Here is a 22111-nt window from a genome sequence, read left to right on the forward strand (position 1 = left end):
GGCGTTATACCTTTTCGACTTCCGGCCGTCCGAGAATACCCGTCGGCTTGAAGATCAACACGTAGGCCAAGATGCCGTAGGTCGCGACATCCTTGTACGCGATAGCGAAATTGCCCGACCAGAACGACTCGATGAAACCGATCATCAGTCCGCCGAGAACGGCACCCGGCAACGAGCCGATGCCTCCGAGAACGGCCGCGGTGAACGCCTTGACACCGGGAACGAAGCCATCGGTAAAGTTGGCGACACCATAATACATCAGGTACATCGTGCCAGCGACAGCGGCGAGCGCTGCGCCCATGATGAAGGTGACGGAAATGGTGCGGTCGACATTGATGCCAAGCAGTGCCGCCATCTTGCGATCCTGCTCCGTGGCGCGCTGGGCGCGGCCAAGCGCGGTCTTGTTGACCAGATACCAGAAAGCAGCGAGCAGAACGACCGTGCAGATGAAGATGATGATCTGCTTCAACGACAGCGATACGCCGCCGATGTTGTAGACATCGCCCACCAGCGTCGGGATCGGCTTGTTGCGCGGGCCCTGTGCGACCTGGATGAAGTTCGACAGCACGATCGACATGCCGATCGCGGTGATCAGCGGCGCCAGGCGGAACGAACCGCGCAGCGGCCGATAAGCGACACGCTCGATCACCCAATTCCACAGGCTCGTCATCAACATGGCGACGATGAGCATCACCAGAAGCATGATTGCCACCGGCAGTCCTGCAAACAGCGATACGAGAACCAGGTAAGTGATAAGAGCGGCGAATCCGCCGAGCATGAACACGTCGCCATGAGCAAAGTTGATCATGCCGATGATGCCGTAAACCATGGTATAGCCAATGGCGATCAGGCCGTAAATTGACCCGAGAGTCAGCCCGTTAAGGAGCTGCTGGATAAAATAATCCATATGTCATTTCCCCTGGATGCGGAGTTCATCGACCGCATCTCTTATTGGTTAGGGTTTCCTTCAAGAGGGCCCGTAGGGGCGATTCCATACTGTTTTCGAAGGAAATGTGAAGCCAAAAAGGCAGGAAATTGACAAAATCTTTTCAAAAGGCGGCGCAATGACGCAATTCGAGCCAGAAAAGATAGAAAAACAGCATTCTCTGGCTCAAAAATAGCCAAGACAATCCGCCTGTGTATTTCGGTCAAAAAAATCTCTTCAGAAACGGGCTCCTGAGAAGCCCGCTCTCTTCCCTTCAGACCTGACGGTCAGGAGCGCATGCGCGCACCTTCGGCATCGAACAACGGCTGCGACTGCAATGTCGCAGGCAGTATTTCGCCGAGCAGTTCGATCGACCATCCCTGCGTCTCGTCGGCAATCTCTTTCGGCACGTAACCAACGGCGACCGAGACGCCGGAGGCGTGCGCATAGCCGCCCGAGGTCACCCAGCCGCAGACGGCGCCGTTGTGATAGATCGGCTCATCACCGATAACATCGGCATCTTTCGCTGCGAGAATAAACGTGCGCAGCCGCAAGGCCCCTCCCTCCGCCTTCTCCCTGGCCGCCACCGATTTGCCGATGAAATCGGCCTCCTTGGATAGCGCCACGAATCGGCCAAGCCCCGCCTCCAGCGGCCCATAAAGCGGGCGGTATTCGCGTGCCCAACTGCCATAGGATTTGTCGAGGCGTAGCGCGTTCAATGCCCTAAGACCGAAGAGCTTGATACCGAATTCGGCACCCGCCTCCATCAACAGATCGAAGAGGTAGCGCTGATATTCCGGCTTCATCCAGATCTCATAACCGAGATCGCCGGTGTAGGAGACGCGGCCGACGATGGCGGGCGCCATGCCGAGATCCATGCGGCGGATGGACATGAAAGGAAAAGCGGCTGCGGAGAGATCCTGATGCGTCAGCTTTTCCAAGAGCTTGCGCGCATTCGGCCCCGCGATCGAAAGTCCAAGCAGCGACAGACCGAGCGCCTTCAGCTCTACCGATCCGTCCTTGGGCAATTGGCTCTCGAACCAGCGCATATGATAGGCCTCGGCTATGCCGGAGCCTATGACGAGGAAATCCCCCTCGCCCAGTTTGGCGAGCGTGAAGTCGCCTATCAGCTTGCCGTCATGCTTCAGCATCGGCGCCAGCGTCATACGGCCGACGGCCGGAATACGGCAGGCCAGCAGCCGATCAAGAAAGGCTTCCGCGCCCGGTCCCTTGACCGAATATTTGGCAAAGCCGGAGGTCTCCATCAGGCCGACGCTGTCGCGCACCGCCTTCGCCTCCGCGCCGACCACGTCGAAATCATTGGAACGCCGCCAGGAGAACTCATCCGCTTCACCCGCCGGCGCGAACCACAGTGCCTGTTCCAGTCCATAAGATGCGCCGAAGACGCCACCAGCAGATTTGAGCTTGTCGTAGATCGGCGTCGTCAGCAGCGGCCGTGCCGCCGGCAGTTCCTCGTTGGGATAGCGGATGGAGAAACGCCGCGCATAGTTCTCGCGCACCTTGGCGTTGGTATATGCCAGCGTCGCATAGTCACCGTAACGGGAGACATCCATGGCGAAGACGTCGAAGCCGGGATCGCCATGGATCATCCAGTTGGCAAGCGCCAGCCCCACGCCGCCGCCCTGGCTGAAGCCGGCCATGACCGCGCAGGCAGACCAGTAGTTCGTCAGCCCCCGCACCGGCCCGACCAGCGGATTGCCATCCGGCGAGAAGGTAAAGGGGCCGTTGATAATCTTCTTGATGCCGGCATTGTTGAAGGCGGGGAAATGGCGGAAACCGACTTCGAGTTCTGGCGTGATGCGCTCGATATCCTCGGCCAGCAGCTCATGGCCAAAATCCCAGGGCGTCGTCACCGGCGACCAGGGGCGACAAGCCTTTTCGTATGTGCCCATCAGCATGCCCTGCCGCTCTTGGCGCAGATAGATCTCGCCGTCGAAATCGACGCAGTGCATCAGCTCCTTACCGGTCGTCCTGTTGAAGTCGGCAACCTCCGGCATGTCCTCGGTGATCAGATACATGTGCTCCATAGCAAGCACCGGCAGTTCCAGCCCGACCATGCGGCCTACCTCGCGCGCCCAGAGGCCGGCGGCATTGACGACATGCTCAGCGACGATCTCGCCCTGATTGGTCATCACCCGCCAGGAACCGTCCTCGCGCTGCACCAGCTCCTCGACCTTGGTGTGCAGGTAAATCTCTGCACCGTTCTTCTTTGCCGAGCGCGCATAGGCATGCGTGGTGCCATAGGGATCGAGATGACCTTCGACGGGATCATAGAGCGCGCCGACGAACTGGTCGGGATCAAGAAGCGGCATCATCGCATGCGCTTCCTTCGGCGTCAGCAATGTCGCCTCCAGGCCGTTGTAACGCCCTTTGGCGAGGATCGATTTCAGCCAGTCGAAACGCTGCGGCGTCGCCGCCAGCATCAGGCCGGACGTCATGTGCAGGCCGATATCCTGGCCGGAATAGTCCTGGATTTCCTTGTAGAGCTCGACCGTATATTTCTGCAGCTTGGCGACGTTGGGATCGCCATTGATCGTGTGCATGCCGCCGGCCGCGTGCCAGGTCGAACCCGATGTCAGCTCGGAGCGCTCCAGCAGCACGACATCCGTCCAGCCGAATTTCGTCAGATGATAAAGCACCGAACATCCGACGACCCCACCGCCGATGACGACGACCTTGGCATGGCTTTTCATCCCGAAATCCCCTGTGTTCGGCGCGAAGTCGGCGAGAGTTTCCCCGCCCAACCGACCGTATTTGCAGGGCAGCCTAGAGACTATCCGTGAGGCCAAATAGCCCGAACTGCGAAACCGATATGTCTGTTTGCGCCATCACAATTGTTCGGATCGCGCCATTTATTTCCTGGCGCATAAGCCCTTAGCCGCTCAATCAGCAAACCCTGCCGTCAGGGCGAACTCGCGCCCCATCTCCATCAGCTCCTCGAAGACGCTTCCGGCATAGGAGCGAGGGACGATGATCTCGAAAAGGTAGGGGCCGGTGTGGGCCAGATTGGCGCTGACGTGGCAGCACAGCATGTTGGCCGACCGCCCCTCGGCGAAGACCTGCGGGTGCAAGTCCACAGCCACGCATTTCGCCAGAATACGCCGGACACTCGGACCCGAAAGGCGCAGCAGCACACGGCCGTCGCTTTGTTCGAAGAAGGAAACGCGGCCGGCATCCAATAGCGCAAGATCACGCGCCAGGCTCTCGGCTCCCAACACGTCCGACACCACCAGCCACTCGCCCGGCCCCGCCTGGCGCACCGAAATATCCGCCATGGCGTTCAGCGCCGCCAACGTCCAGGCTTCCTGGCCCGCATGGGCGAGCACGGAAAATATAACGGGACGGCGGACGACGGCGAGATGGTTCGGATTGGGTTCCGCCTCGAAGCCGGAGATGTGGTCTTCCAGCACATGCCGGTTCTGATATGCGACGCTCATCGATCCCTCATCCCAAAAGCTTCTTGTTGGCAGGATCGACGAAGACCGGATTGCACACCTCGGCAATCACCTCCTCGCCGCGCAACCCATCCCAGACGATCACATGTTCACCGATCCGCTCGCGGCCGGATTTCAGGAAGGCCAATGCGATGAAATGGCCAAGAACCGGTGAGAAGCAGGCGGAAGAAACATGGCCCTGATCATTCGCCGTCGACGGCTTTGCGCCTTCTTTCAGGAGGTGCGCACCCGCCCGGATTTCCTTGGTGGCATCGACTGGCTTCAGCCCGACGAGCTGGACACGATCGGCGGCGGTCAGGCCAAAGCGGGTCGAAAGCCGCTTGCCGATGAAATCCGGCTTCTGCGTCGCCATCATCCGGCCGAGGCCTACATCATCGGGCGTGGTGCGGCCATCCAGCTCATTGTGGGTGATATGCCCCTTCTCGACGCGGAGCACATTCAGCGCCTCAACCCCGTAAGCGCAAATACTGTGCGCCTTACCCGCTTCCATAATGGCATCCGCCACAGCCTCGCCATAGCCAGCGGGAACGGCGAGCTCATAGGCCAGTTCACCGGAGAAAGAGATGCGGAACAGTCTCGCCTTCAAACCGCCCTTCAGCATCACTTCTGCGGCGGCAAGGAACGGGAAGAACGCGTCGGAAATATCGTCCTCGACAATCTGTTCCAGAACCAGCCGCGCCTTCGGCCCAGCAATCGCCATCTGTGCCCATTGATCCGACGAGGAGACGAAACGCACGTCGAGCTGCGGCCAAAGGGTCTGGGCGCAGAATTCCATATGCGCCATCACCTCTCCAGCCATCGCGGTCGTGGTGGTGAGGAAGAAATGGTTTGGCGACAGCCGGCTCGTCGTCCCGTCGTCGAACACCATGCCGTCCTCGCGCAGCATCAGCCCATAGCGCGCCTTGCCGATCGGCAGTTTCAAAAAGGTATTGGAATAGAGCCGGTTGAGAAACTCCGCCGCATCCTTGCCGAACACTTCGATCTTGCCGAGCGTCGAGACATCGCAGAGGCCGACATTGTTGCGGACATTCAGCACCTCGCGGTCGACGCTGTCGCGCCAGTCTTTCTCACCCGGGCGCGCAAACCAGGCGGAGCGATACCAAAGGCCCGCTTCGACGAAGGTCGCACCATTTTTCTTCGCCCAGCCATGCAGAGGTGATTCCCGCACCGGCTGCGCATGCTTATCGCGCGCCGTACCCGCCAGGGCACCGAAGGAGACGGGCGTATAGAAAGGCCGGAACGTCGTCGTGCCGACAGCCGCCGGGCTGACGCCGCGCATGCCGGCGATGAGGCCGGCGGCGTTGACATTGCCGAGTTTACCCTGGTCGGTCGCCATTCCGCTCGTCGTATAACGCTTGGCGTGCTCCACATGACCAAAGCCTTCGCGCAGGGCCAAGCCCAAGTCTTTCGCATGCACATCGTTCTGGAAGTCGACGAAAGCCTTGTCCTTGGCGCCCGGCACATGCCAGATGGCCGCAAAGGACGGATCGTAATCGCCTTCGACCTCCGGCATCTCAGCCTCCTGCGCCCTGCGCCCGAGACTTTGGACGATCAACCGTGCCTTTGCAGCGCCATCGGCGAGACAGCCGGAAACACTGTCGATACCCGCAGCCGATCCGGCAATCTCCATCTCGCCGCCGACCGTCGGCGCCATGAAGGCCTGTTGCTCGTCCGACCACACCGGCTTTGCGCCACGCTGACAGGCAAGATGAATGATCGGCGACCAGCCGCCGGACATGGCAAGCGCATCGCAGGCGATAAATTCGTCCAAGCCGCCACGATCGGCAATCACGCCGCTGATGCGATGCCGGCCCTTCGTGGCCTGTACGGTGCCGCCATGAATGATGCGAACACCCTGCGGCGCAACATCTGAAGAGGCGCTGCGCGTATCAATAATGGCCGATATTTCGACGCCTTCCGCCGCCAGATCCAGTGCCGTGCGATAGCCGGACCCGCCATTGGTGAACACCGCCACCTTCTGGCCCGCCACAACGCCATAGCGATTGAGATAGCTGCGCATCGCACCAGCCATCATCACGCCCGGTCTGTCATTGCCGCCAAACACCAGGGGCCGCTCTTCCGCGCCGGTCGCCAGGATGGCGCGTTTGGCGGCGATGCGCCAGAGACGCTCGACCGGCAGATCGGGCGACGGCATCGCCACATGCTTCTGCACTTTTTCGACCGCACCGAAGACATTGTCGTCGTACCAGCCGAAGACCGTCGTGCGTGGCATCAAAGTGACGTTCTCGAAGCTCTGGAGTTCGTCGAGCGCCGCATGAACGAAAACATCCGCGGCGACGCCGCCGATCGACAATCTCTCCGACAGCAGCGATCCGCCCAGACGAAATCCTTCGTCTGCAAGAATGATGCGGAGCCCCGTGCGCGCAGCCGTCAGCGCCGCCATCAGCCCGGCCGGGCCGGAACCGATCACCAGCAGATCACAATACGCCCAGGCCTTCTCATAGCGATCGGGATCGGCCCGCATCGCCGTCTTGCCGAGACCGGCGGCACGGCGGATCAGCGGCTCATAAACCTTTTCCCAGAAAGCCGAGGGCCACATGAAGGTCTTGTAGTAGAAGCCGGCGCCGAGGAAGGGCGAGAGGAGACCATTGAACGAGGCAATGTCATACTTCAGTGACGGCCAGCGGTTCTGGCTGACGGCGGTCATGCCTTGATAGAGTTCGGCGACTGTGGCGCGTGTATTCGGCTCCCCGCGCCCATCCTTACCGATCGTCACCAGCGCGTTCGGCTCGGCCGAGCCCGCCGTCAGAATTCCGCGCGGACGATGATATTTGAAGCTGCGGCCAACGAGCAATTGGTCGTTGGCAAGAAGGGCTGCGGCGAGCGTATCGCCCTCCATCCCCTTCATTTCCCTACCGTCGAACTTGAACGAAAGCGGCCGGCTGCGGTTGACGAGGCCGCCGGAAGAAAGGCGATAGGCCGTCATTGCGCCGCCTCCTTCGCCTTGTCCGCGGCATCGGTGACGGAGAAGACCTCATGGGTGACATTGCTGCGGTCGACGATCAGCCAGCGGCGGCAACCGGCCGCATGGTGCCAATATTCGAGAATGCGCCCGCGCTCGTTGTCTCGGATATAGACATAACGATGCCAGTCTTCATCCGGTGCGGATGGCGCCGGACGATCGGCGGAAGCAGAACCGCGAATGGTGAACTCTTCTTTCGGGCGCGTGCCGCAATGCGGGCAGGTGATCAGGCTTGCCATTTGTTTCGTGCCCTCAATGCAGATTCGGCTGCGGACCCTTGCCGCTTTCATCGATCACAAAACCGCGTTCGAAACGATCGAGGCGCAGGAGGCGGCTGACCTCATGGCTTTCACCCTTTGCGATCAGGTGCGCGAAGCAGAAGCCGGAGGCGGGCGTCGCTTTGAAGCCGCCATAATTCCAGCCGCAGTTCAAATAGAGATTGTCGATCGGCGTGCGGTCGATGATCGGCGAGCCGTCCATGCTCATATCCATCACCCCGCCCCAGCTACGCAGCACGCGGACGCGCGACAGGCCGGGGATCAGCGACACCCCCTCCTCCATCGTATGTTCGACGGTGGCGAGATTGCCGCGCTGAGCATAGGAGCTGTAATAGTCGATATCGGCGCCGAAGACCAAACCGCCCTTATCCGACTGCGATATATAGAAGTGGCCGGCGCCGTAGGTGATGACGTGATCGAGTACCGGCTTCAGCCCTTCCGTGACGAACGCCTGCAGCACATGGGTTTCGATCGGCAGTTCCAGATCCGCCATGCGCCCAAGAATAGAAGTATGGCCAGCCGCCGCCAGCGCCAGCTTGTTGCAGCCGATGAAGCCGCGCGTGGTCTCGACACCGGTCACCACGCCACCTTCGCGGCGAATGCCAATCACCTCGCATTGCTGGATGAGATCGACGCCGCGGCTGTCGGCGCCGCGCGCATAGCCCCAGGCGACGGCATCGTGCCGCGCTGTGCCGCCCCGCGCCTGCAGCAACCCGCCCAGGATCGGAAAGCGCGCGTGATCGAAATTGAGATAGGGCATCATCTTGCGGACCTGATCGCGGTTCAGCAGTTCCGCATCGACCCCGTGCATCCGCATGGCATTGCCGCGCCGGGCATAGGCGTCGCGTTGCCCATCGGAGTGGAAAAGATTGATGATACCGCGCTGGGAGATCATGGCATTGTAATTGAAATCCCGCTCCAACCCTTCCCAAAGCTGCATCGAAAATTCATAGAACGGCTCGTTGCCGGGCAAGAGATAGTTGGAGCGGATGATCGTGGTATTGCGGCCCACATTGCCGGAGCCGAGATAGCTCTTTTCCAAGACCGCGACGTTGGTAATGCCGAACTCCTTGGCGAGATAATAGGCCGTTGCCAGTCCATGCCCGCCACCACCGACGATGATGACGTCATAATGCGATTTCGGCTCCGGAGTTCGCCAGACAGGCTGCCAATGACGGTTTCCTGAAAGCGCCTGCTTCAGAAGCTGATATGCCGAATAACGCATGTATCAATCCCGGTCTCTACGCGGCTACACATTTGCATATGCAGCAGAAACGACAAGTCCGGAAAGGACGGAAAACCTTCGCAAACAGAACATGTTCTTTCCCGAATGCGCAGCAAGGCGAGGCACTGTATCTTAAAGAACACGCGGCACCCAGAGATGTTGTCGACAACGGCGCATGGATGCGAACCCCCGTTGCAGAAGCCCGATCCAAGCGTTAGGCGGTTGAAACGTGATCGGCACGAGGTCTAAATTTTGAAGTGAAGACCTCTTAAATATTATATCTTTAAGCTCGAAACACGGACGAGCTGCGGAAAGACGACAAGGCGAATGCTCGCGACCTTTGAAAAAGCGGCCCTTGAGGCAGGTAAGGCCATATTGGAGGTCTACCGTGCCGGTTATGCCGTCGCCTTGAAGCAGGATATGAGTCCCGTCACCATTGCCGATGAACGCGCCGAGCACATTATTCTCGAACATCTGACGCGCGACTTTCCGGCCATTCCCGCGGTTGCCGAGGAATCGGTGTCTGCCGGTAAGATTCCCGACGTTCGCGGCCGCCCTTTCTTCCTGGTGGATCCGCTCGACGGTACGCGCGAATTCATCGAACATCGCGACGAGTTCACCGTCAATATCGCCTATATCCAGAATGGCGTCCCGGTCGCCGGGATCGTCTTTGCGCCGGCGCTCGGCATTGCCTTCACCGGCGAGGCCGGCAAGGCACGTAAGCTCGCCGTCACCGACCATTTCACCATTGCCGACCGTTCCGCAATCGCGGTACGCGCCCGGCCCGAGCATTTGCTGGCGCTCGCCAGCCGCTGCAACAGCAGCCCGAAGACGGATAGTTTCCTGGCGGAAAATGCCGTCACCGCCTGCACGTCGATCGGCTCTTCCCTGAAATTCTGCCTGCTGGCCGAAGGCAAGGCCGACGTCTATCCGCGCTTCACGCGCACGATGGAATGGGACACGGCCGCCGGTGACGCAGTTTTGCGCGCTGCAGGCGGCTCGACCGTCACGCTCGATGGCCGCCCGCTTGCTTACGGCAAGATCGATCAGAGCGAAGATAGCGATTTTGCCAACCCCAATTTCATCTGCTGGGGCGGCGGGAAAAGCCTGGTCGACGCCTAAACACCACTCCAGAAGCGTAAGTTTTCACTGACGAAAACTCATAGAACAACCGGCTTTTCCGTTGCGATAACAGCGAATTGCCGGATTTTCTGCGTCGCCATCACCACGCAAATCAGCTCGCGCCGGCTTTCCTTAAAATTATTATCAAAGTGTTACCAAGCGCTTAGGCAATTTTTAAATGTGGCAAGTTAGAGTGGCTCCCGTGGTCTTGAGTATGTGTAGAGAGTCCAATGACCGAAATGATACGTCCCCGAGTGAAGTATGTCATCGGCCCCGATGGCAGCCCGCTTACGATCGCCGACCTGCCGCCGCCGAACACGCGCCGCTGGGTTATCCGTCGTAAGGCCGAGGTTGTCGCCGCGGTGCGCGGTGGTCTGCTGAGCTTGGAAGAAGCTTGCGAGCGTTATACGCTCACTGTCGAAGAATTCCTCTCCTGGCAGTCGTCCATCAATACCCATGGTCTTGCCGGCCTGCGGACGACCCGCATACAGCAGTATCGTCACTGACGGCTGCAACACCGACGCGACATCAGTTTGATCTTTATTTCGGGCCTTTTTCCTTCCTCAACAGGATATGAAGAAGGCCCGAAATCATGGTGGAACCCGCATAGAACCATAGGCCCGGCTGCGTAAACGCAGTGGCGAACCCACTGGTCTTGGCGGCGGCAATGACGATCGCCACCAGCAGCACGTCCGCCATCGACCAGCGCGCCAACTGCGGCACGATATGGTCGAAAAAGAACCCGCCCTCACTTTTTCTCCGCGTTCCCATCGCTTCAACGGCAAGGCTCACGGTCTTCAAGATCGGCAGCGCCACGGAGACCAGCGCGACAATGGCGGCAAGAAGATAGTTTTCCGTCTGCCAGAGGGAAGCGATGATGCCGAGCAAGGATGGCGTATCGCTGAAGAAATAAAGCTTTTCGAGACGGACCAGCGGCAACACAAGGCCGAAAGCTAGCAGAAACGGGACAGTGACCAGAAGCACAGCTTGCAGATTGCGCATTGGTGCCTGAAACCTCTCAAGTGGTTGCATCGCCCTTATCACAGCCCGCATAGCGCAGAAGCCCGAAAATCAAAATCGTTTTTCGAACGGCGGCAACCCTCAGCGACCGCTGCTTGCCAGCGGCGACAGGTTTGTTAGCATCGACCTAAGACAGGACGTTAACCGACGTCGAACCGAAACATTGCAGGTCAGAGGACAATCATGGACATCCGCAACGAAGACAACGCATCGGGCGGACGCTATGTCGCGACAGTCGAGGGCCACGAAGCCGAGATGACCTTCTCGCGCGCCTCCCCCAAGCTGATCATCATCGACCATACCGGTGTTCCCGATGCGCTTCGCGGCAAGGGCGTCGGTCAGGCGCTCGCCCTTCACGCCGTCGAAGAGGCCCGCAATGGCGGCTGGAAGATCATTCCACTCTGCCCTTTTTTCAAGGCGCAGGCCCAGCGCCACGAAGAATGGCGCGATGTGGTGAATATGTAGCCGCGCACTGGAGATCGAGAATCTCCTTTTGAAAACACCAAAAGCCGTGCATGGCCGGCCATCCACCATGGCCAGTCATGCACGGCTTTCGAGCCGCCTTCCGTCGCTTCTCGCATAATCCCAAAAATCGTTCCGATTTCGGAACGGAACTATGTGAGGATCAAGACATGGCGACAGAATGGTTAATTCAGGCGCGTGCCCTCATCGGGCCCGAGCCATCGCGCTCTTCGAGCGCTGCGGCCTTGGCATATTCGGCCTGCATTTCTTCCAGCGATGTTTCCAGCGCCTCTTCCTGCACCTGCAATTCCCGGATCGACACTTGCAGATTGTCCGCGCGCTGACGTGCGGCCTTGGCAAAGGTCGGATAGGCAAAGTGGTTCGGATCGGAAATGCCGGACTTTTTCTCTTCCAGCACGATCTGGCTCTCCAGATCCTTTGTCATACGGTCGAATTCCGCCATCATCATCTGCAGTTGCTGCAGTTGACGGCGTTTTTCGTTCACCTGAAACTCCTTCAGGCGCGTTAGGCTCTCACGTGACTTCATACGCATTACTCCCGTGATGCGAGACCCCGGCTCTCGATATGTTGACCCACCGCACCGCTTTGAAACGGCTTGGTTAAAAAAATTTCCAGCGATCTTAATAAAAACCTACCGCTGGTAACCTTTCGTTTACGGGCATCGTTAATGATAGGGACGATCATTTAAGGGTCAGTAAATGCCGCGATCGGAATTCGAGATGTTGGCATTGGTGAGTCGAATGAATCACTTAGCGTGTCTTCTTAATGCAACACCTTAGGAAAGATATTTGCTGATTATTATTGGAAAACAGTGGAATGGAAAAATTATTTAATAAATTCGATACGTCTTGCCAGAGTGAATCAGAATTTGTTAACCATTCCGTGGCAGCTTCCAAATCAGGCAGTGATTTGATCGGTATCGCGTAAGGGGGCTGACGACCTTTCGGCGGCGGTAAAGGGGATAATTATGCGGGTTCTACTCATTGAAGACGATAGCGCGACAGCGCAGAGCATCGAGCTGATGCTCAAATCCGAAAGTTTCAACGTCTACACCACCGATCTCGGTGAAGAAGGCGTCGATCTCGGAAAGCTCTACGACTACGATATCATTCTACTTGATCTTAACCTTCCCGACATGTCCGGCTACGAAGTGCTTCGTACGCTGCGTCTGTCGAAGGTCAAGACACCGATCCTGATCCTCTCCGGCATGGCCGGTATTGAAGACAAGGTTCGCGGTCTCGGCTTCGGTGCCGACGACTACATGACCAAGCCTTTCCACAAGGACGAGCTGGTCGCCCGCATTCACGCCATCGTTCGCCGCTCCAAGGGCCATGCCCAGTCGGTGATCATGACCGGCGAACTGATCGTCAATCTCGACGCCAAGACCGTCGAAGTCGGTGGCCAGCGCGTGCATCTGACCGGCAAGGAATACCAGATGCTGGAGCTGCTTTCGCTCCGCAAGGGCACCACCCTCACCAAGGAAATGTTCCTCAACCACCTCTATGGCGGCATGGACGAGCCGGAACTGAAGATCATCGACGTCTTCATCTGCAAGCTGCGCAAGAAGCTCGCTAACGCCGCCGGCGGCGCCAACTATATCGAAACCGTATGGGGCCGTGGTTATGTGCTGCGCGAGCCCGACAGCAGCGAGTTCGCCGAAAGCGCCTAAGCCGCCCTCCCCGATCACCGCCGAACCATCAAAAATCCCGCCCTTCCGGCGGGATTTTTTGTTGCCTATCTCATAGATGCAAAAAATAAGGCCGCTCAAAAAGCGGCCGTCGTCCATTCCGTCAATATCTGGCGTCAGATATTAGGCCGCGATGGCCCGATTGCCGAAAACCGCCGTCAGGATCTTGCGGTCGAAAGGCTTCAGCAGAAAATCGGTGGCACCAGCGCGTTTGCCCGCCATCAGCTTGCGCAAATCCGCCTCGACGACACAGTAGTAGATCTTGACGTCTTTGCCATCCGGCATGGCGCGGATGCTGGCAATGAGATCGAGGGCGCCTTCCATGCCGGCGTCGACGATCAGATAGTCAGGGATTTCAGCCTGGCACCGCGACAGCGCTTCACGGGCATCGGCGGCTTCGCTGACAAGAAAATCGAGCTCGGAGAGAATCCGCTTGCCGACCTTACGCACGACATCCGACGCGTCCGTAATCATGAATCGCTGCATCATCAACTCCTTTACGCACGGCCGCCCACCTATCTGGCGCCATCCTCAAATTGGGACGATAGGCGCACGAGGCTAAGGAATCGTTACCGTTGTATTCATAATTGCGCGAACAACCGAAAGAATGTGCGAGGGCGGCGATACACCTAAAGATAATCCCGCCACCGGACATTCGGCGGCGGGATCATCAGATAAATCATGCGTAATGGCGCTTATTCGCTGCGCATGGACGCGGTGAACGTCAGCTCTTCCGGTGTAGCGTTATAGGAGAGTTCCATGCCACTCTCGTCTGCCAAAAGCACCGTGTAATAGGGCTGGATGGAATGGGCATCAACCGCCTCTTCCAACGCACCCGAGCAGATTTCCGCGAATTTCGGCGGCACGCGCATCATCCGCCCCTTGGCGATGATCGTGAACTTGGCCTCGAATTCGGGATTTTCCAGCGTGACCTCGATATTGCCACCGCGCGGAATCGAGCCGTAAGCGACCAAAAAGAGATTGAGCAGCAGCTTCACGCGGTTCTTGGCAACGATGGCGCGCGGACCAACCCAACTGACCTCGGTCTTCTTTTCGGCGGCGGCAAAATCCTTGGCGGCGCGTTCTGCTTCGCCCGTGTCGATCGAGGCGCCGACCGAGCCGGACGCACCGAAGGCAAGGCGTGCGAATTTGAGGCGGACAGAGGCATTGAGCGCGCTTGTGCGGATCAGCTCCATCGCATCGGCATCGGCACCGCCCTCGTCGAGCAGCTCCAGGCCATTGTTGATCGCACCGACCGGGGAGATCACGTCATGGCAAACGCGGCTGCATAGCAGCGCGGCCAGATCAGGTCCGGTCAAGGTGAGGTTCGGATTCTTCGACATTCATTGTCTCCTGAATGCTGACTAGGCGGAACGCAGTATGATTCTACGTTGCCACGGCAAGATTGCCCGAGGGTTGCCGCAGGCGGCGTACCGCACGCCATAAAGACACCATATTTGGTAAACCGATTGTTAAGATGATCGCCGCAAAATGCATTCATCACCACCAGATCCTTGCGCACGCGATTCGCGGTGCGGAACATGGGCGGAACGGTCTGGACTGAGGAGCGAGGTACACTCGGCGCGTTCGTGCGAATGCGCAGGGCATCCGCTCCCGATTGCACCGACCATGATGAACGGATGAATGTCATGCGCTATCAACTCCTGAAGAGAATGCCCCGCCCCGGCACGAGAACGGTCGGCCTTGGCCTGATCTTAGCCATCGTTGCGTTCGTAAGCTTCGCGCTGCCGGTGCGTCCGGCCGCCGCCGCGGCCAACAACCAATATTCGATGCAGGAAATCGTCGATGCCGGTCATTCCTTCTTCGGCTCGACCAGCGGCGGCCTCGCAAAGGTGGTCGAACGGGCCTTTCAGCAATACGGCCTGCCGAACGGCTACATCCTCGGCCAGGAAGGCTCCGGCGCCTTCATCGCTGGGTTGACCTATGGCGAAGGCCAGCTCAACACCAAGAACGCCGGCGAGCACCCGCTCTATTGGCAGGGCCCGTCGCTCGGCCTCGACTACGGCGGCCAGGGCACCCGCGTCATGATGCTCGTCTATGACCTGCCGAACATCGACAGCGTCTACACCCGCTTTGGCGGCGTCAGCGGCCAGGCCTTCGTCGTCGCCGGCGTCGGAATGACCGTGCTGAAGAACAACGACATCGTGCTGGTGCCGATCCGCACCGGCCTCGGCGCTCGTCTCGGCGTCAACCTGGGCTACCTCAAGGTTACGCCGAACCCGACCTGGAATCCCTTCTGATCCCCCGGCGATATCACGTCGATTCATCCCCTGGCCCGCACAGATTGCGGGCCTTTTCTTGTCGCGAACGCCCGGGGTGCCGGTAAACCATATCCGATTTAAATGCTTGCCCGCATGGCCGCCCCATGCTTAATCATTTGCTTAATCACTGTATTGAGATTGAAAACAACTCCTAGATACTGGCTGCGCCGTGATTGAATTCGCTCTACTGTTTGGATTGGGCTTTCTGACCGCCGCCTTTCTGGTCTTCCTGATCGCGCCCGCAGTGCATCGCCGCATCGTTTGGTTCACGGAAAAACGGCTGAAAGCGACCATGCCGCTGAGCCCGCAAGAAGTACGCGCGCAAAAGGACATGGCGCGCGCCCTTTTCGCCGCCGAAAACGCCAAGACCGAGCAGGCGCTGACGCAGGAGCGCGACAAGAGCGTCGCCCTGCAGATCCGCAACGGCAAGCTCCAGCAGGAGGCCGGTCGCTTCGCCGCCGAAAACACCGAATTGCGGACTAGGATCGACGATCTCGAGGTCGAAGCCGGTGAACTGCGCTCGCGCCTGCGCCGTGAGGAAAGCTATATCAGCCAGCTCAAATCCGGCATTCATACCGCCGAACAGGTCGGAGCAGTGAAGGATGCCGACATCGATGGCCTGCGCAAGCGGATGACCAAGATGGGCGCCGACGCCGACAATCTGAAGATTGATCTTGCCACCCGCGAGACCGAAATCGAGAGCCTGAAGCTTCGTCTCAAAACGATGCGGGACGAGCGCGACACGCTGCGCCACGACCTGAACCTTGCAAGCCTCCGCGCCAAGGATGCAGAATTGCGACTGGGCCAGGGAAGCGACAAGGCCCAACGGCTCGAGGAGCGGCTGGACCGCGAGATTGCGGACAATGCCGATAAGGAAACCGCGATCGAACGCCACGTTCATGACGTGGCACGCCTAAAGGAAAAACTGGAAACGGCCAGTGCCGAGGCGGAGGAAGCCGGCCGCGCACTGCGGGCCGCCGGTCTTGTTCCGCCAGGGAAACAGACCAACGGCTCCAAGCCCCCGGTCGGACCGAGGATCGTGGACATTGATGATCATGACGCCAACGCAGCAGAACCGGAACACAACGTGGAAGACGACATCGCTCAAATGACGGAGGAAGTGCGCAACCGCGCTGCAGCCATTTCCGACCGCCTGCTAAAATCACGCTCGCCTTCGCATGATCAGGCCATGCGGGAAGAGATCGCCAACATCGCCGCCAACATGGTGGCGCTGACCGCCCTCAAGGAAGGCGACAAATCTCCGATCCTCGATCTCCTGCCAAAGGAGACGACCGCCGCCGAGCAAGGCGCACGCATCAGCCTTGCCGACCGTGCCGCCGCCCTGCTGCCCAAGCAGCCATGAGCGCTCGATACAAGGACGGAAATTTCAGACGCGTTTGATCAACGACGCCATCGTGAAAAGCGCGATGCCGCTTGCCGTTGCCACGTTTAGGCTGTCGAGGCCCGGCGCCTGCGGTATCCGCAAGCTGCCAAAGGCCGACAGGATCTTCTGCGGCAACCCCGCCCCTTCGGTGCCGACCACCAGCGCCATCCTATCGGCTGGCGGAACGGCACGGATATCGGTGTCGCCGCGCGGAGAAAGGCTCCAGATGGCAAAACCGCGCTCCGCGAGCGCAGTCAGCAGATCGACATCGCTCAATTGACGGCTATAGGGCACGGTCAGCACCGAACCGACAGAGACGCGCAGTGCCTTACGGTACAACGGATCGCAGCAGGTCTCGTCGAGCAGCACCCCATCGGCCCCGAAGGCGCTGGCATTGCGGAACATCGAACCGACATTGTCGTGATTGGAAATGCCGCAGCCCGCAAGAACAAGCGCCCGCTCCGGCAAACGATCGAGAAAGGCGTCGATATCCGCTTCCGCCTTGCGCCGGCCGAGCGCCAGCACGCCGCGGTGCAGATGAAAACCGACAATGCCGTCCAACACCGAGGCATCGGCAACATAGACCGGCACGTCAGGCGGAAAGGCAGCGATGATTTCTTCCAGCCCCGCGGCGCGGTTGCGCAGCAGCAGCACTTTTTCGGCGACGAATTCTCCGCCGGCCGCGTGCGCTTCGACCAGAAGCCGCAGCACTACCGTGCCCTCGGCAATGAAGCGGTTGTCGCGGCCCACGAGATCACGCTCGCGGATATCGCGAAATTCGGCGATGCGCGGATCGTCGGGATGCGTGATCTCGATCAGCCGGTCGCCTGTCATCCCAAAGCCGTCAGTTAGAAAGCGATATGGTCGCGACGATACGTCCGACAGCATAGTCGAAGACGATAGCCTGGCGCTGGCCGCTAGCAAGCGTGCCATAGAACAGCACCTGGTTTCCGGAAAGCGCCGTGGACTGCACGGTAAAACCCTGCGGCAGCGCTGCGGTCACTGCCACCGGTGCTTCCGAAGGAATATTCGAGGCAGCAGAGCCCGCCGCTTTCGGCGCGGGGCGCATCGTCTTGTAGACAACAGCGCCGAACACCGCCATAAGGCTCACCACCATGATGGCAGCCGAGACGATCTGCAGGCGTATCATCTTGCGTCGGACATTTTCCAGGGCCGGATCGAGGGGCTTTTCCTCTTGATCGTCTAGCTCGAGATTCGTCATCGATGCGTCCTATTCCCTAGAGAGCGCCCAGTGCGCCGGAGAAATGCGTTTGAGCGACCCCTTTAAAGAAGCCGCGGGCATTAGAAAAGTCCTAACCGCCGATGAAACAGCCGAAGGCCGGCTCGATGCATGGCTGACGGCGCAGGTCGGCGAGGAATTTTCCCGCAGCCGTATCCAGGCCCTGATCAAGGATAGCGCCGTTCTGCTCAACGGAGCCCCGGTAACCGACGCCAAACGCAAGGTGCGCCCTGGCGATACCTACCAGATCACCCTGCCCGAACCCGAAGACCCGACGCCGCTCGGCGAAGATATTCCGCTCGACGTACTCTACGAGGATGATGACGTCATCGTCATTGCAAAGCCCGCTGGCCTCGTCGTTCACCCCGCTGCCGGCAATTGGACGGGCACGCTGGTCAACGCCCTGATCCATCATTGCGGCGATAGCCTTTCCGGCATTGGCGGCGTGCGCCGGCCCGGCATCGTTCACCGGCTGGACAAGGACACCACCGGTGTCATGGTTGTCGCCAAGAACGACGTCGCCCACCGTCACCTCTCCCTGCAATTCGCCGACCACGGCCGCACGAGGTCGCTGGAGCGCGCCTATCAGGCAATCGTCTGGGGCCGTCCCCGCCAACTGATCGGGACTATCGACGCGCCGCTTGGCCGCTCCACCGGCGACCGTACCCGACGCGCCGTCAAGCGTCCGGGCAATCAGGACGCCGACGAAGCGATCACGCACTACGAAGTTATTGAACGTTTTCACGAGGCACCGGACGCCACCGCGCTCGCCTCCCTGGTCGACTGCCATCTCGAAACCGGCCGTACCCATCAGATCCGCGTCCATATGGCCCATATCGGCCATCCCCTACTCGGCGACGCCGTCTATGGCGGTGGCTTCAAGACCAAGGCCAATTTGCTGCCGGATGCTGCCAAGCAGGTGGTCAACCGCTTCCCCCGCCAGGCACTCCACGCTTACCTCCTGCAATTCGAACACCCTCGCACCGGCGAAGTCATGCACTTCGAAGCGCCACTGCCGGATGATATGGAGGAACTGGCGGCAGCGTTACGGGATTGAGAAGGCGGCCCCAGACCCCATAGCGCCACCGGTATGGCTTGCAATTCGCAGGAATCAGTCCGAGGCTTTAGTTTTCGGGTGAGGCCTTCGCGACATCGCCGATCGTGATTTGTCTCAGTCCCTGGCGCAGAGTTGCGATGTTTGCGCCCCCGTTTAACTGCTCGAATTCTTGCTGGGCCTTCTCCCAGAGAGGTTCCGCTCTCTTGTGCAGGAGACGGCCGTCCTTGGTGAGTTCAACGATACGAACCCTGCGATCTGCAGGAGACGGCTTGATGCTAACGAACCCGTCGCGTTCCAGGAAGCCGACCATCTTTCCCATCGCCGTCCGCTCGATATCGAGCCGCTCGGCAAGAACGTTGACCGTGGCACCGTCAGCCTCCTCGAGAGCCGCCAAAATCAGAAACTGCGTGATGCGCAGCCCGACTGGCTCAAGATGGTCATCGTAAAACCGCGTGATCTGTCGGCTCGCCTTTCTCATGGCGGAGCAGTTGCACTGATCGATTCCAAGCGGTTGGTTGGCCGACAACATTTTAATTTCCTTTCGATTTCATTCTTTACCCGAGCCATGGGCGCGAAGCCCAAGGAAGCCCCGCGTCCCATAGCAATTCCCGGCATCGCCGGATTTAGAATAGCCCCTCCGGTGGGGCGATGTAGCCGGGCACTTCGTCCGCAAGTGTGCTCTTCAGCAGCACCGTCCCTTGATCGGCCATGATCTCGCTCTTGCCAGCGGCGAGTGCGTCATAGGTCTGGCGCACAACATCCTCCGGGCTGGCCTTCGGCACGTCGATGCCGCTGGTCAGATCGGTATCCACGAATCCGACATGCAAGCCAAGGACCTCGATGCCGCGATCGCGAAGGTGGAAGCGAAGCTGGTTCGTATAGCTCCACGCCGCCGCCTTTGATGCCGCATAAGGTGTCAGAAAGGGCCGCGGAAGCCAGACGATGTCGGACAGCACATTGATGATGGCGGCATGTGGTTTGGCCGACAGGATTTGCTCGAAGGCCTGCGAGACGCGCACCACGCCATAATAATTGGTATCAAAGAGGCGCTGCGACTGCGCTTCGACATCATCTGCCAAAGGCCCGTTGATTAGGGCGGCGATCCCTGCATTGTTGATCAATAGCGTCGTATCCGTTGCCAGTTCCGCGGCTGCGGCGATCGATGCTTTATCCGTGACATCGATTTTGACCGGGACCATGCCCGGCTCATTGAAGCCGCTCGTGTTGCGCATGCCCGCATAGACCTTCGATGCTCCGCGGCGGAGTGCCTCGCGTGCGAAGGCTAGGCCCAGGCCACGATTGGCACCGGTGATGAAGACTGTGTTGTTGGCGATGTCCATAGCAATTTTCCTTTCTGGGGCCACAGGTCAGCGTAGAGATGTTTGTCGCTGGCCTGGCGATCGGTTGGGTTCAAAGAAAAATGTCTTCGGGCAACTGCCCGGAGAGCGCCCCGCGCAAATGGGCGGCGAGTGATAGAACCGAGCCAAGCGGGCTCATCCGCACGCTGACCCGGGGCACCGAGCCGTCGGAGGCGTGATCGACGACCACGACGGCGGTCAGCCTCTCCCCGTTCGTCAGAACGGCCTCATATTCGAGGAAGAGCCGGGAGCCGACGACCTGAAGGAACGTCGGCGTCTGCGAAGGATAGAAGGTTCCGACGGCATTCACGGCGAGCCTGATCTCGTCGCGTCCGATGACGGAACCTCGCAACACGGAGCTGGTCAGCTCCGCGTCGGCGGTCAGGTCGTCCAGAAAGGGATGACGTTCATCTTGAGCATGTGACATTGTAGAATCTCCGATTTGTCTTCGTGGAATTCACGCGAAGGCGGCGCGATTGTTGGAGACAAATTGCTGGACCGAGAGCGCCGGAGTTCCGGTAATCGTCTCGACCACATCATTGGTTCCCGAGAAGATGCCGTCGCGATAGTTCTGGGCGACTTCGACGAGGTGCTGCACAAGGAACGGCGGGAACTTGTAGAGATTTTCCATCTTGCCCTTGAACGCCTCTATCGAGGACGGCGCATATTCGATCTTCGCACCAAGCGCCTCGCTCATGACGGCGGCGATCTCCGTGTGGTTCATCTCGACCGGACCATGGAGCCGATAGATCCTGCCTTCATGCCCCTTCGGATTCGCCAGCACATGAGCGATCACACGACCCTGATCATCGGAGGAGATGGGCGCGTGCCGCCCGCTCTCAAAGGGGAACTCGATCTTCTTTGTGGCCCAGATTTCCTTTGCGAAATGGGGATAGACGAGCCAGTCGGCAAAGAAGGTCGGGCGAAGATGCGTCGTCGGAACACCTGACCAGTCGAAGACCCGCTCGGATATCCAGTGGTCCTGAGCTGCATGGCTTGCCGACTCCCGGCGCGCCGAAATCTGCGACATGTTGACGATCGCGGTAACACCGGCCTCCTTTGCAGCCTGTGCAAAATAGGCCGAAGCGCCAAGGATGCCTGGTGCGATCGGGTGAAGAAAATAGGCCGACCGGATGCCTTCCATGGCCGCCCTAATGTGATCGATGTCTGTGAAATCGCCGACGGCGATATCGACACCGCGCTGCCTCAGCGCCGCCGCCCGCTCATCGTCCGAGCGCACATAGGCACGCACACTTTTACCCATCTTCAGGAGTTCGTCGATAGCGGCGCCTCCGGTCCGTCCCGTTGCACCGCTTACAAGTATCTCAGCCTCGCTCATAATCGCTTCTCCATCGTTAAATAAGAGCATATGCTCTTACTTATATCGATATAGGAGCATATACTCTTATCGTCGAGGTTTTTTATGAACGCACACTTCGCCTTGATGGATCGAAGGGGAGAGGTCGATCACCATTGGTTGCAATTGTTGCCGAATACCGCAAAATGCGTGACTGGACGCCCGCCCTTTCGCCGCCTATAATAATTTTGTGAAACCGAACTCCGGTACGTGCCCTCAGCTACCCAAAGGCAA

Annotated in this window: 23 protein-coding genes; 7 read left to right on the forward strand and 16 right to left on the reverse strand. The window is 59.3% G+C overall.

The window, feature by feature from the left end; all coding sequences use genetic code 11:
• Window positions 1-4: 4 nt before the first annotated feature.
• The 6 genes from C9E91_RS14295 to C9E91_RS14320 form a co-directional block, all read right to left on the reverse strand.
• Window positions 5-907 carry a branched-chain amino acid ABC transporter permease gene (locus C9E91_RS14295; RefSeq protein ID WP_107108965.1) on the reverse strand — a complete coding sequence of 301 codons (903 nt, stop codon included), beginning with the start codon at window positions 905-907 and terminating at the stop codon, window positions 5-7.
• Between the two features lie 305 nt (window positions 908-1212).
• A complete protein-coding gene (locus tag C9E91_RS14300; protein WP_107108966.1) occupies window positions 1213-3639 on the reverse strand; it encodes a GcvT family protein in 2427 nt (808 codons plus the stop codon).
• A gap of 189 nt (window positions 3640-3828) precedes the next feature.
• Window positions 3829-4383, reverse strand: coding sequence for a sarcosine oxidase subunit gamma (locus tag C9E91_RS14305; RefSeq protein WP_107108967.1), 555 nt, complete (start codon window positions 4381-4383; stop codon window positions 3829-3831).
• Window positions 4384-4390: 7 nt separating this feature from the next.
• Window positions 4391-7348, reverse strand: a complete 2958-nt coding sequence (locus C9E91_RS14310) for a sarcosine oxidase subunit alpha family protein (protein ID WP_107108968.1) — start codon at window positions 7346-7348, stop codon at window positions 4391-4393.
• On the reverse strand, window positions 7345-7623 hold the full coding sequence (locus C9E91_RS14315) for a sarcosine oxidase subunit delta (protein WP_107108969.1): 279 nt from the start codon (window positions 7621-7623) through the stop codon (window positions 7345-7347). The genes C9E91_RS14310 and C9E91_RS14315 overlap by 4 nt, the downstream gene beginning before the upstream one ends.
• Window positions 7624-7636: 13 nt before the next feature.
• Window positions 7637-8887 carry a sarcosine oxidase subunit beta family protein gene (locus tag C9E91_RS14320; RefSeq protein WP_107108970.1) on the reverse strand — a complete coding sequence of 417 codons (1251 nt, stop codon included), beginning with the start codon at window positions 8885-8887 and terminating at the stop codon, window positions 7637-7639.
• A 327-nt stretch (window positions 8888-9214) separates the two neighbouring features.
• Between C9E91_RS14320 and cysQ the strand changes: the two genes are divergently transcribed.
• Together cysQ and sciP are read left to right on the forward strand one after the other, a co-directional pair.
• Window positions 9215-10009, forward strand: coding sequence for a 3'(2'),5'-bisphosphate nucleotidase CysQ (gene cysQ / locus C9E91_RS14325; RefSeq protein WP_107108971.1), 795 nt, complete (start codon window positions 9215-9217; stop codon window positions 10007-10009).
• A 230-nt stretch (window positions 10010-10239) separates the two neighbouring features.
• Entirely contained in the window at window positions 10240-10515 is a 276-nt protein-coding gene (gene sciP / locus C9E91_RS14330) for a CtrA inhibitor SciP (RefSeq protein WP_004107124.1), read from the forward strand.
• A gap of 34 nt (window positions 10516-10549) precedes the next feature.
• Here sciP and C9E91_RS14335 read toward each other — a convergent pair whose 3' ends face one another.
• On the reverse strand, window positions 10550-11041 hold the full coding sequence (locus C9E91_RS14335; RefSeq protein WP_107108972.1) for a paraquat-inducible protein A: 492 nt from the start codon (window positions 11039-11041) through the stop codon (window positions 10550-10552).
• Between the two features lie 171 nt (window positions 11042-11212).
• On the opposite strand from C9E91_RS14335, the gene C9E91_RS14340 reads away from it, so the two are divergent.
• Complete coding sequence (locus C9E91_RS14340; RefSeq protein WP_107108973.1) at window positions 11213-11494, forward strand: GNAT family N-acetyltransferase; 282 nt, start codon at window positions 11213-11215, stop codon at window positions 11492-11494.
• Between the two features lie 187 nt (window positions 11495-11681).
• Here the strand turns inward: C9E91_RS14340 and C9E91_RS14345 are convergent, their stop codons facing one another.
• Window positions 11682-12038: a flagellar export protein FliJ gene (locus tag C9E91_RS14345; protein ID WP_028751924.1), complete on the reverse strand. Its 357-nt coding sequence runs from the start codon at window positions 12036-12038 to the stop codon at window positions 11682-11684.
• Between the two features lie 441 nt (window positions 12039-12479).
• Between C9E91_RS14345 and ctrA the strand changes: the two genes are divergently transcribed.
• Window positions 12480-13181, forward strand: a complete 702-nt coding sequence (gene ctrA, locus C9E91_RS14350) for a response regulator transcription factor CtrA (RefSeq protein WP_028751925.1) — start codon at window positions 12480-12482, stop codon at window positions 13179-13181.
• A 141-nt stretch (window positions 13182-13322) separates the two neighbouring features.
• Here ctrA and C9E91_RS14355 read toward each other — a convergent pair whose 3' ends face one another.
• On the reverse strand, window positions 13323-13685 hold the full coding sequence (locus tag C9E91_RS14355; protein WP_107108974.1) for a response regulator: 363 nt from the start codon (window positions 13683-13685) through the stop codon (window positions 13323-13325).
• Between the two features lie 209 nt (window positions 13686-13894).
• A complete protein-coding gene (chpT, locus tag C9E91_RS14360) occupies window positions 13895-14542 on the reverse strand; it encodes a histidine phosphotransferase ChpT (RefSeq protein ID WP_107108975.1) in 648 nt (215 codons plus the stop codon).
• Window positions 14543-14848: 306 nt separating this feature from the next.
• Here chpT and C9E91_RS14365 point away from each other — a divergent pair, with 306 nt between their 5' ends.
• Together C9E91_RS14365 and C9E91_RS14370 are read left to right on the forward strand one after the other, a co-directional pair.
• Complete coding sequence (locus C9E91_RS14365; protein WP_245407496.1) at window positions 14849-15460, forward strand: DUF1134 domain-containing protein; 612 nt, start codon at window positions 14849-14851, stop codon at window positions 15458-15460.
• 190 nt (window positions 15461-15650) lie between these two features.
• Window positions 15651-16844, forward strand: a complete 1194-nt coding sequence (locus C9E91_RS14370) for a hypothetical protein (RefSeq protein ID WP_107108977.1) — start codon at window positions 15651-15653, stop codon at window positions 16842-16844.
• A gap of 24 nt (window positions 16845-16868) precedes the next feature.
• Here the strand turns inward: C9E91_RS14370 and C9E91_RS14375 are convergent, their stop codons facing one another.
• Together C9E91_RS14375 and C9E91_RS14380 are read right to left on the reverse strand one after the other, a co-directional pair.
• Window positions 16869-17699 (reverse strand): TrmH family RNA methyltransferase, encoded by an 831-nt coding sequence (locus C9E91_RS14375; protein ID WP_107108978.1) that lies wholly within the window; start codon window positions 17697-17699, stop codon window positions 16869-16871.
• A gap of 10 nt (window positions 17700-17709) precedes the next feature.
• On the reverse strand, window positions 17710-18087 hold the full coding sequence (locus tag C9E91_RS14380) for a hypothetical protein (protein WP_107108979.1): 378 nt from the start codon (window positions 18085-18087) through the stop codon (window positions 17710-17712).
• Between the two features lie 49 nt (window positions 18088-18136).
• Between C9E91_RS14380 and C9E91_RS14385 the strand changes: the two genes are divergently transcribed.
• The gene (locus C9E91_RS14385) at window positions 18137-19162 is read left to right on the forward strand and encodes an RluA family pseudouridine synthase (protein ID WP_107109438.1); all 1026 of its coding nucleotides are present in this window, start codon (window positions 18137-18139) and stop codon (window positions 19160-19162) included.
• A 67-nt stretch (window positions 19163-19229) separates the two neighbouring features.
• On the opposite strand, the gene C9E91_RS14390 is transcribed toward C9E91_RS14385, so the two are convergent.
• The 4 genes from C9E91_RS14390 to C9E91_RS14405 form a co-directional block, all read right to left on the reverse strand.
• Entirely contained in the window at window positions 19230-19691 is a 462-nt protein-coding gene (locus C9E91_RS14390) for a MarR family winged helix-turn-helix transcriptional regulator (protein ID WP_107108980.1), read from the reverse strand.
• 94 nt (window positions 19692-19785) lie between these two features.
• A complete protein-coding gene (locus tag C9E91_RS14395) occupies window positions 19786-20502 on the reverse strand; it encodes an SDR family oxidoreductase (protein ID WP_107108981.1) in 717 nt (238 codons plus the stop codon).
• A 70-nt stretch (window positions 20503-20572) separates the two neighbouring features.
• The gene (locus tag C9E91_RS14400) at window positions 20573-20947 is read right to left on the reverse strand and encodes a hypothetical protein (RefSeq protein WP_107108982.1); all 375 of its coding nucleotides are present in this window, start codon (window positions 20945-20947) and stop codon (window positions 20573-20575) included.
• A gap of 30 nt (window positions 20948-20977) precedes the next feature.
• Complete coding sequence (locus C9E91_RS14405) at window positions 20978-21859, reverse strand: NmrA family NAD(P)-binding protein (RefSeq protein WP_107108983.1); 882 nt, start codon at window positions 21857-21859, stop codon at window positions 20978-20980.
• Window positions 21860-22111 lie beyond the last annotated feature (252 nt).

The organism is Rhizobium sp. SEMIA4064 (genome assembly GCF_003025035.1).
Taxonomy (GTDB): Bacteria; Pseudomonadota; Alphaproteobacteria; order Rhizobiales; family Rhizobiaceae; genus Rhizobium; species Rhizobium paranaense.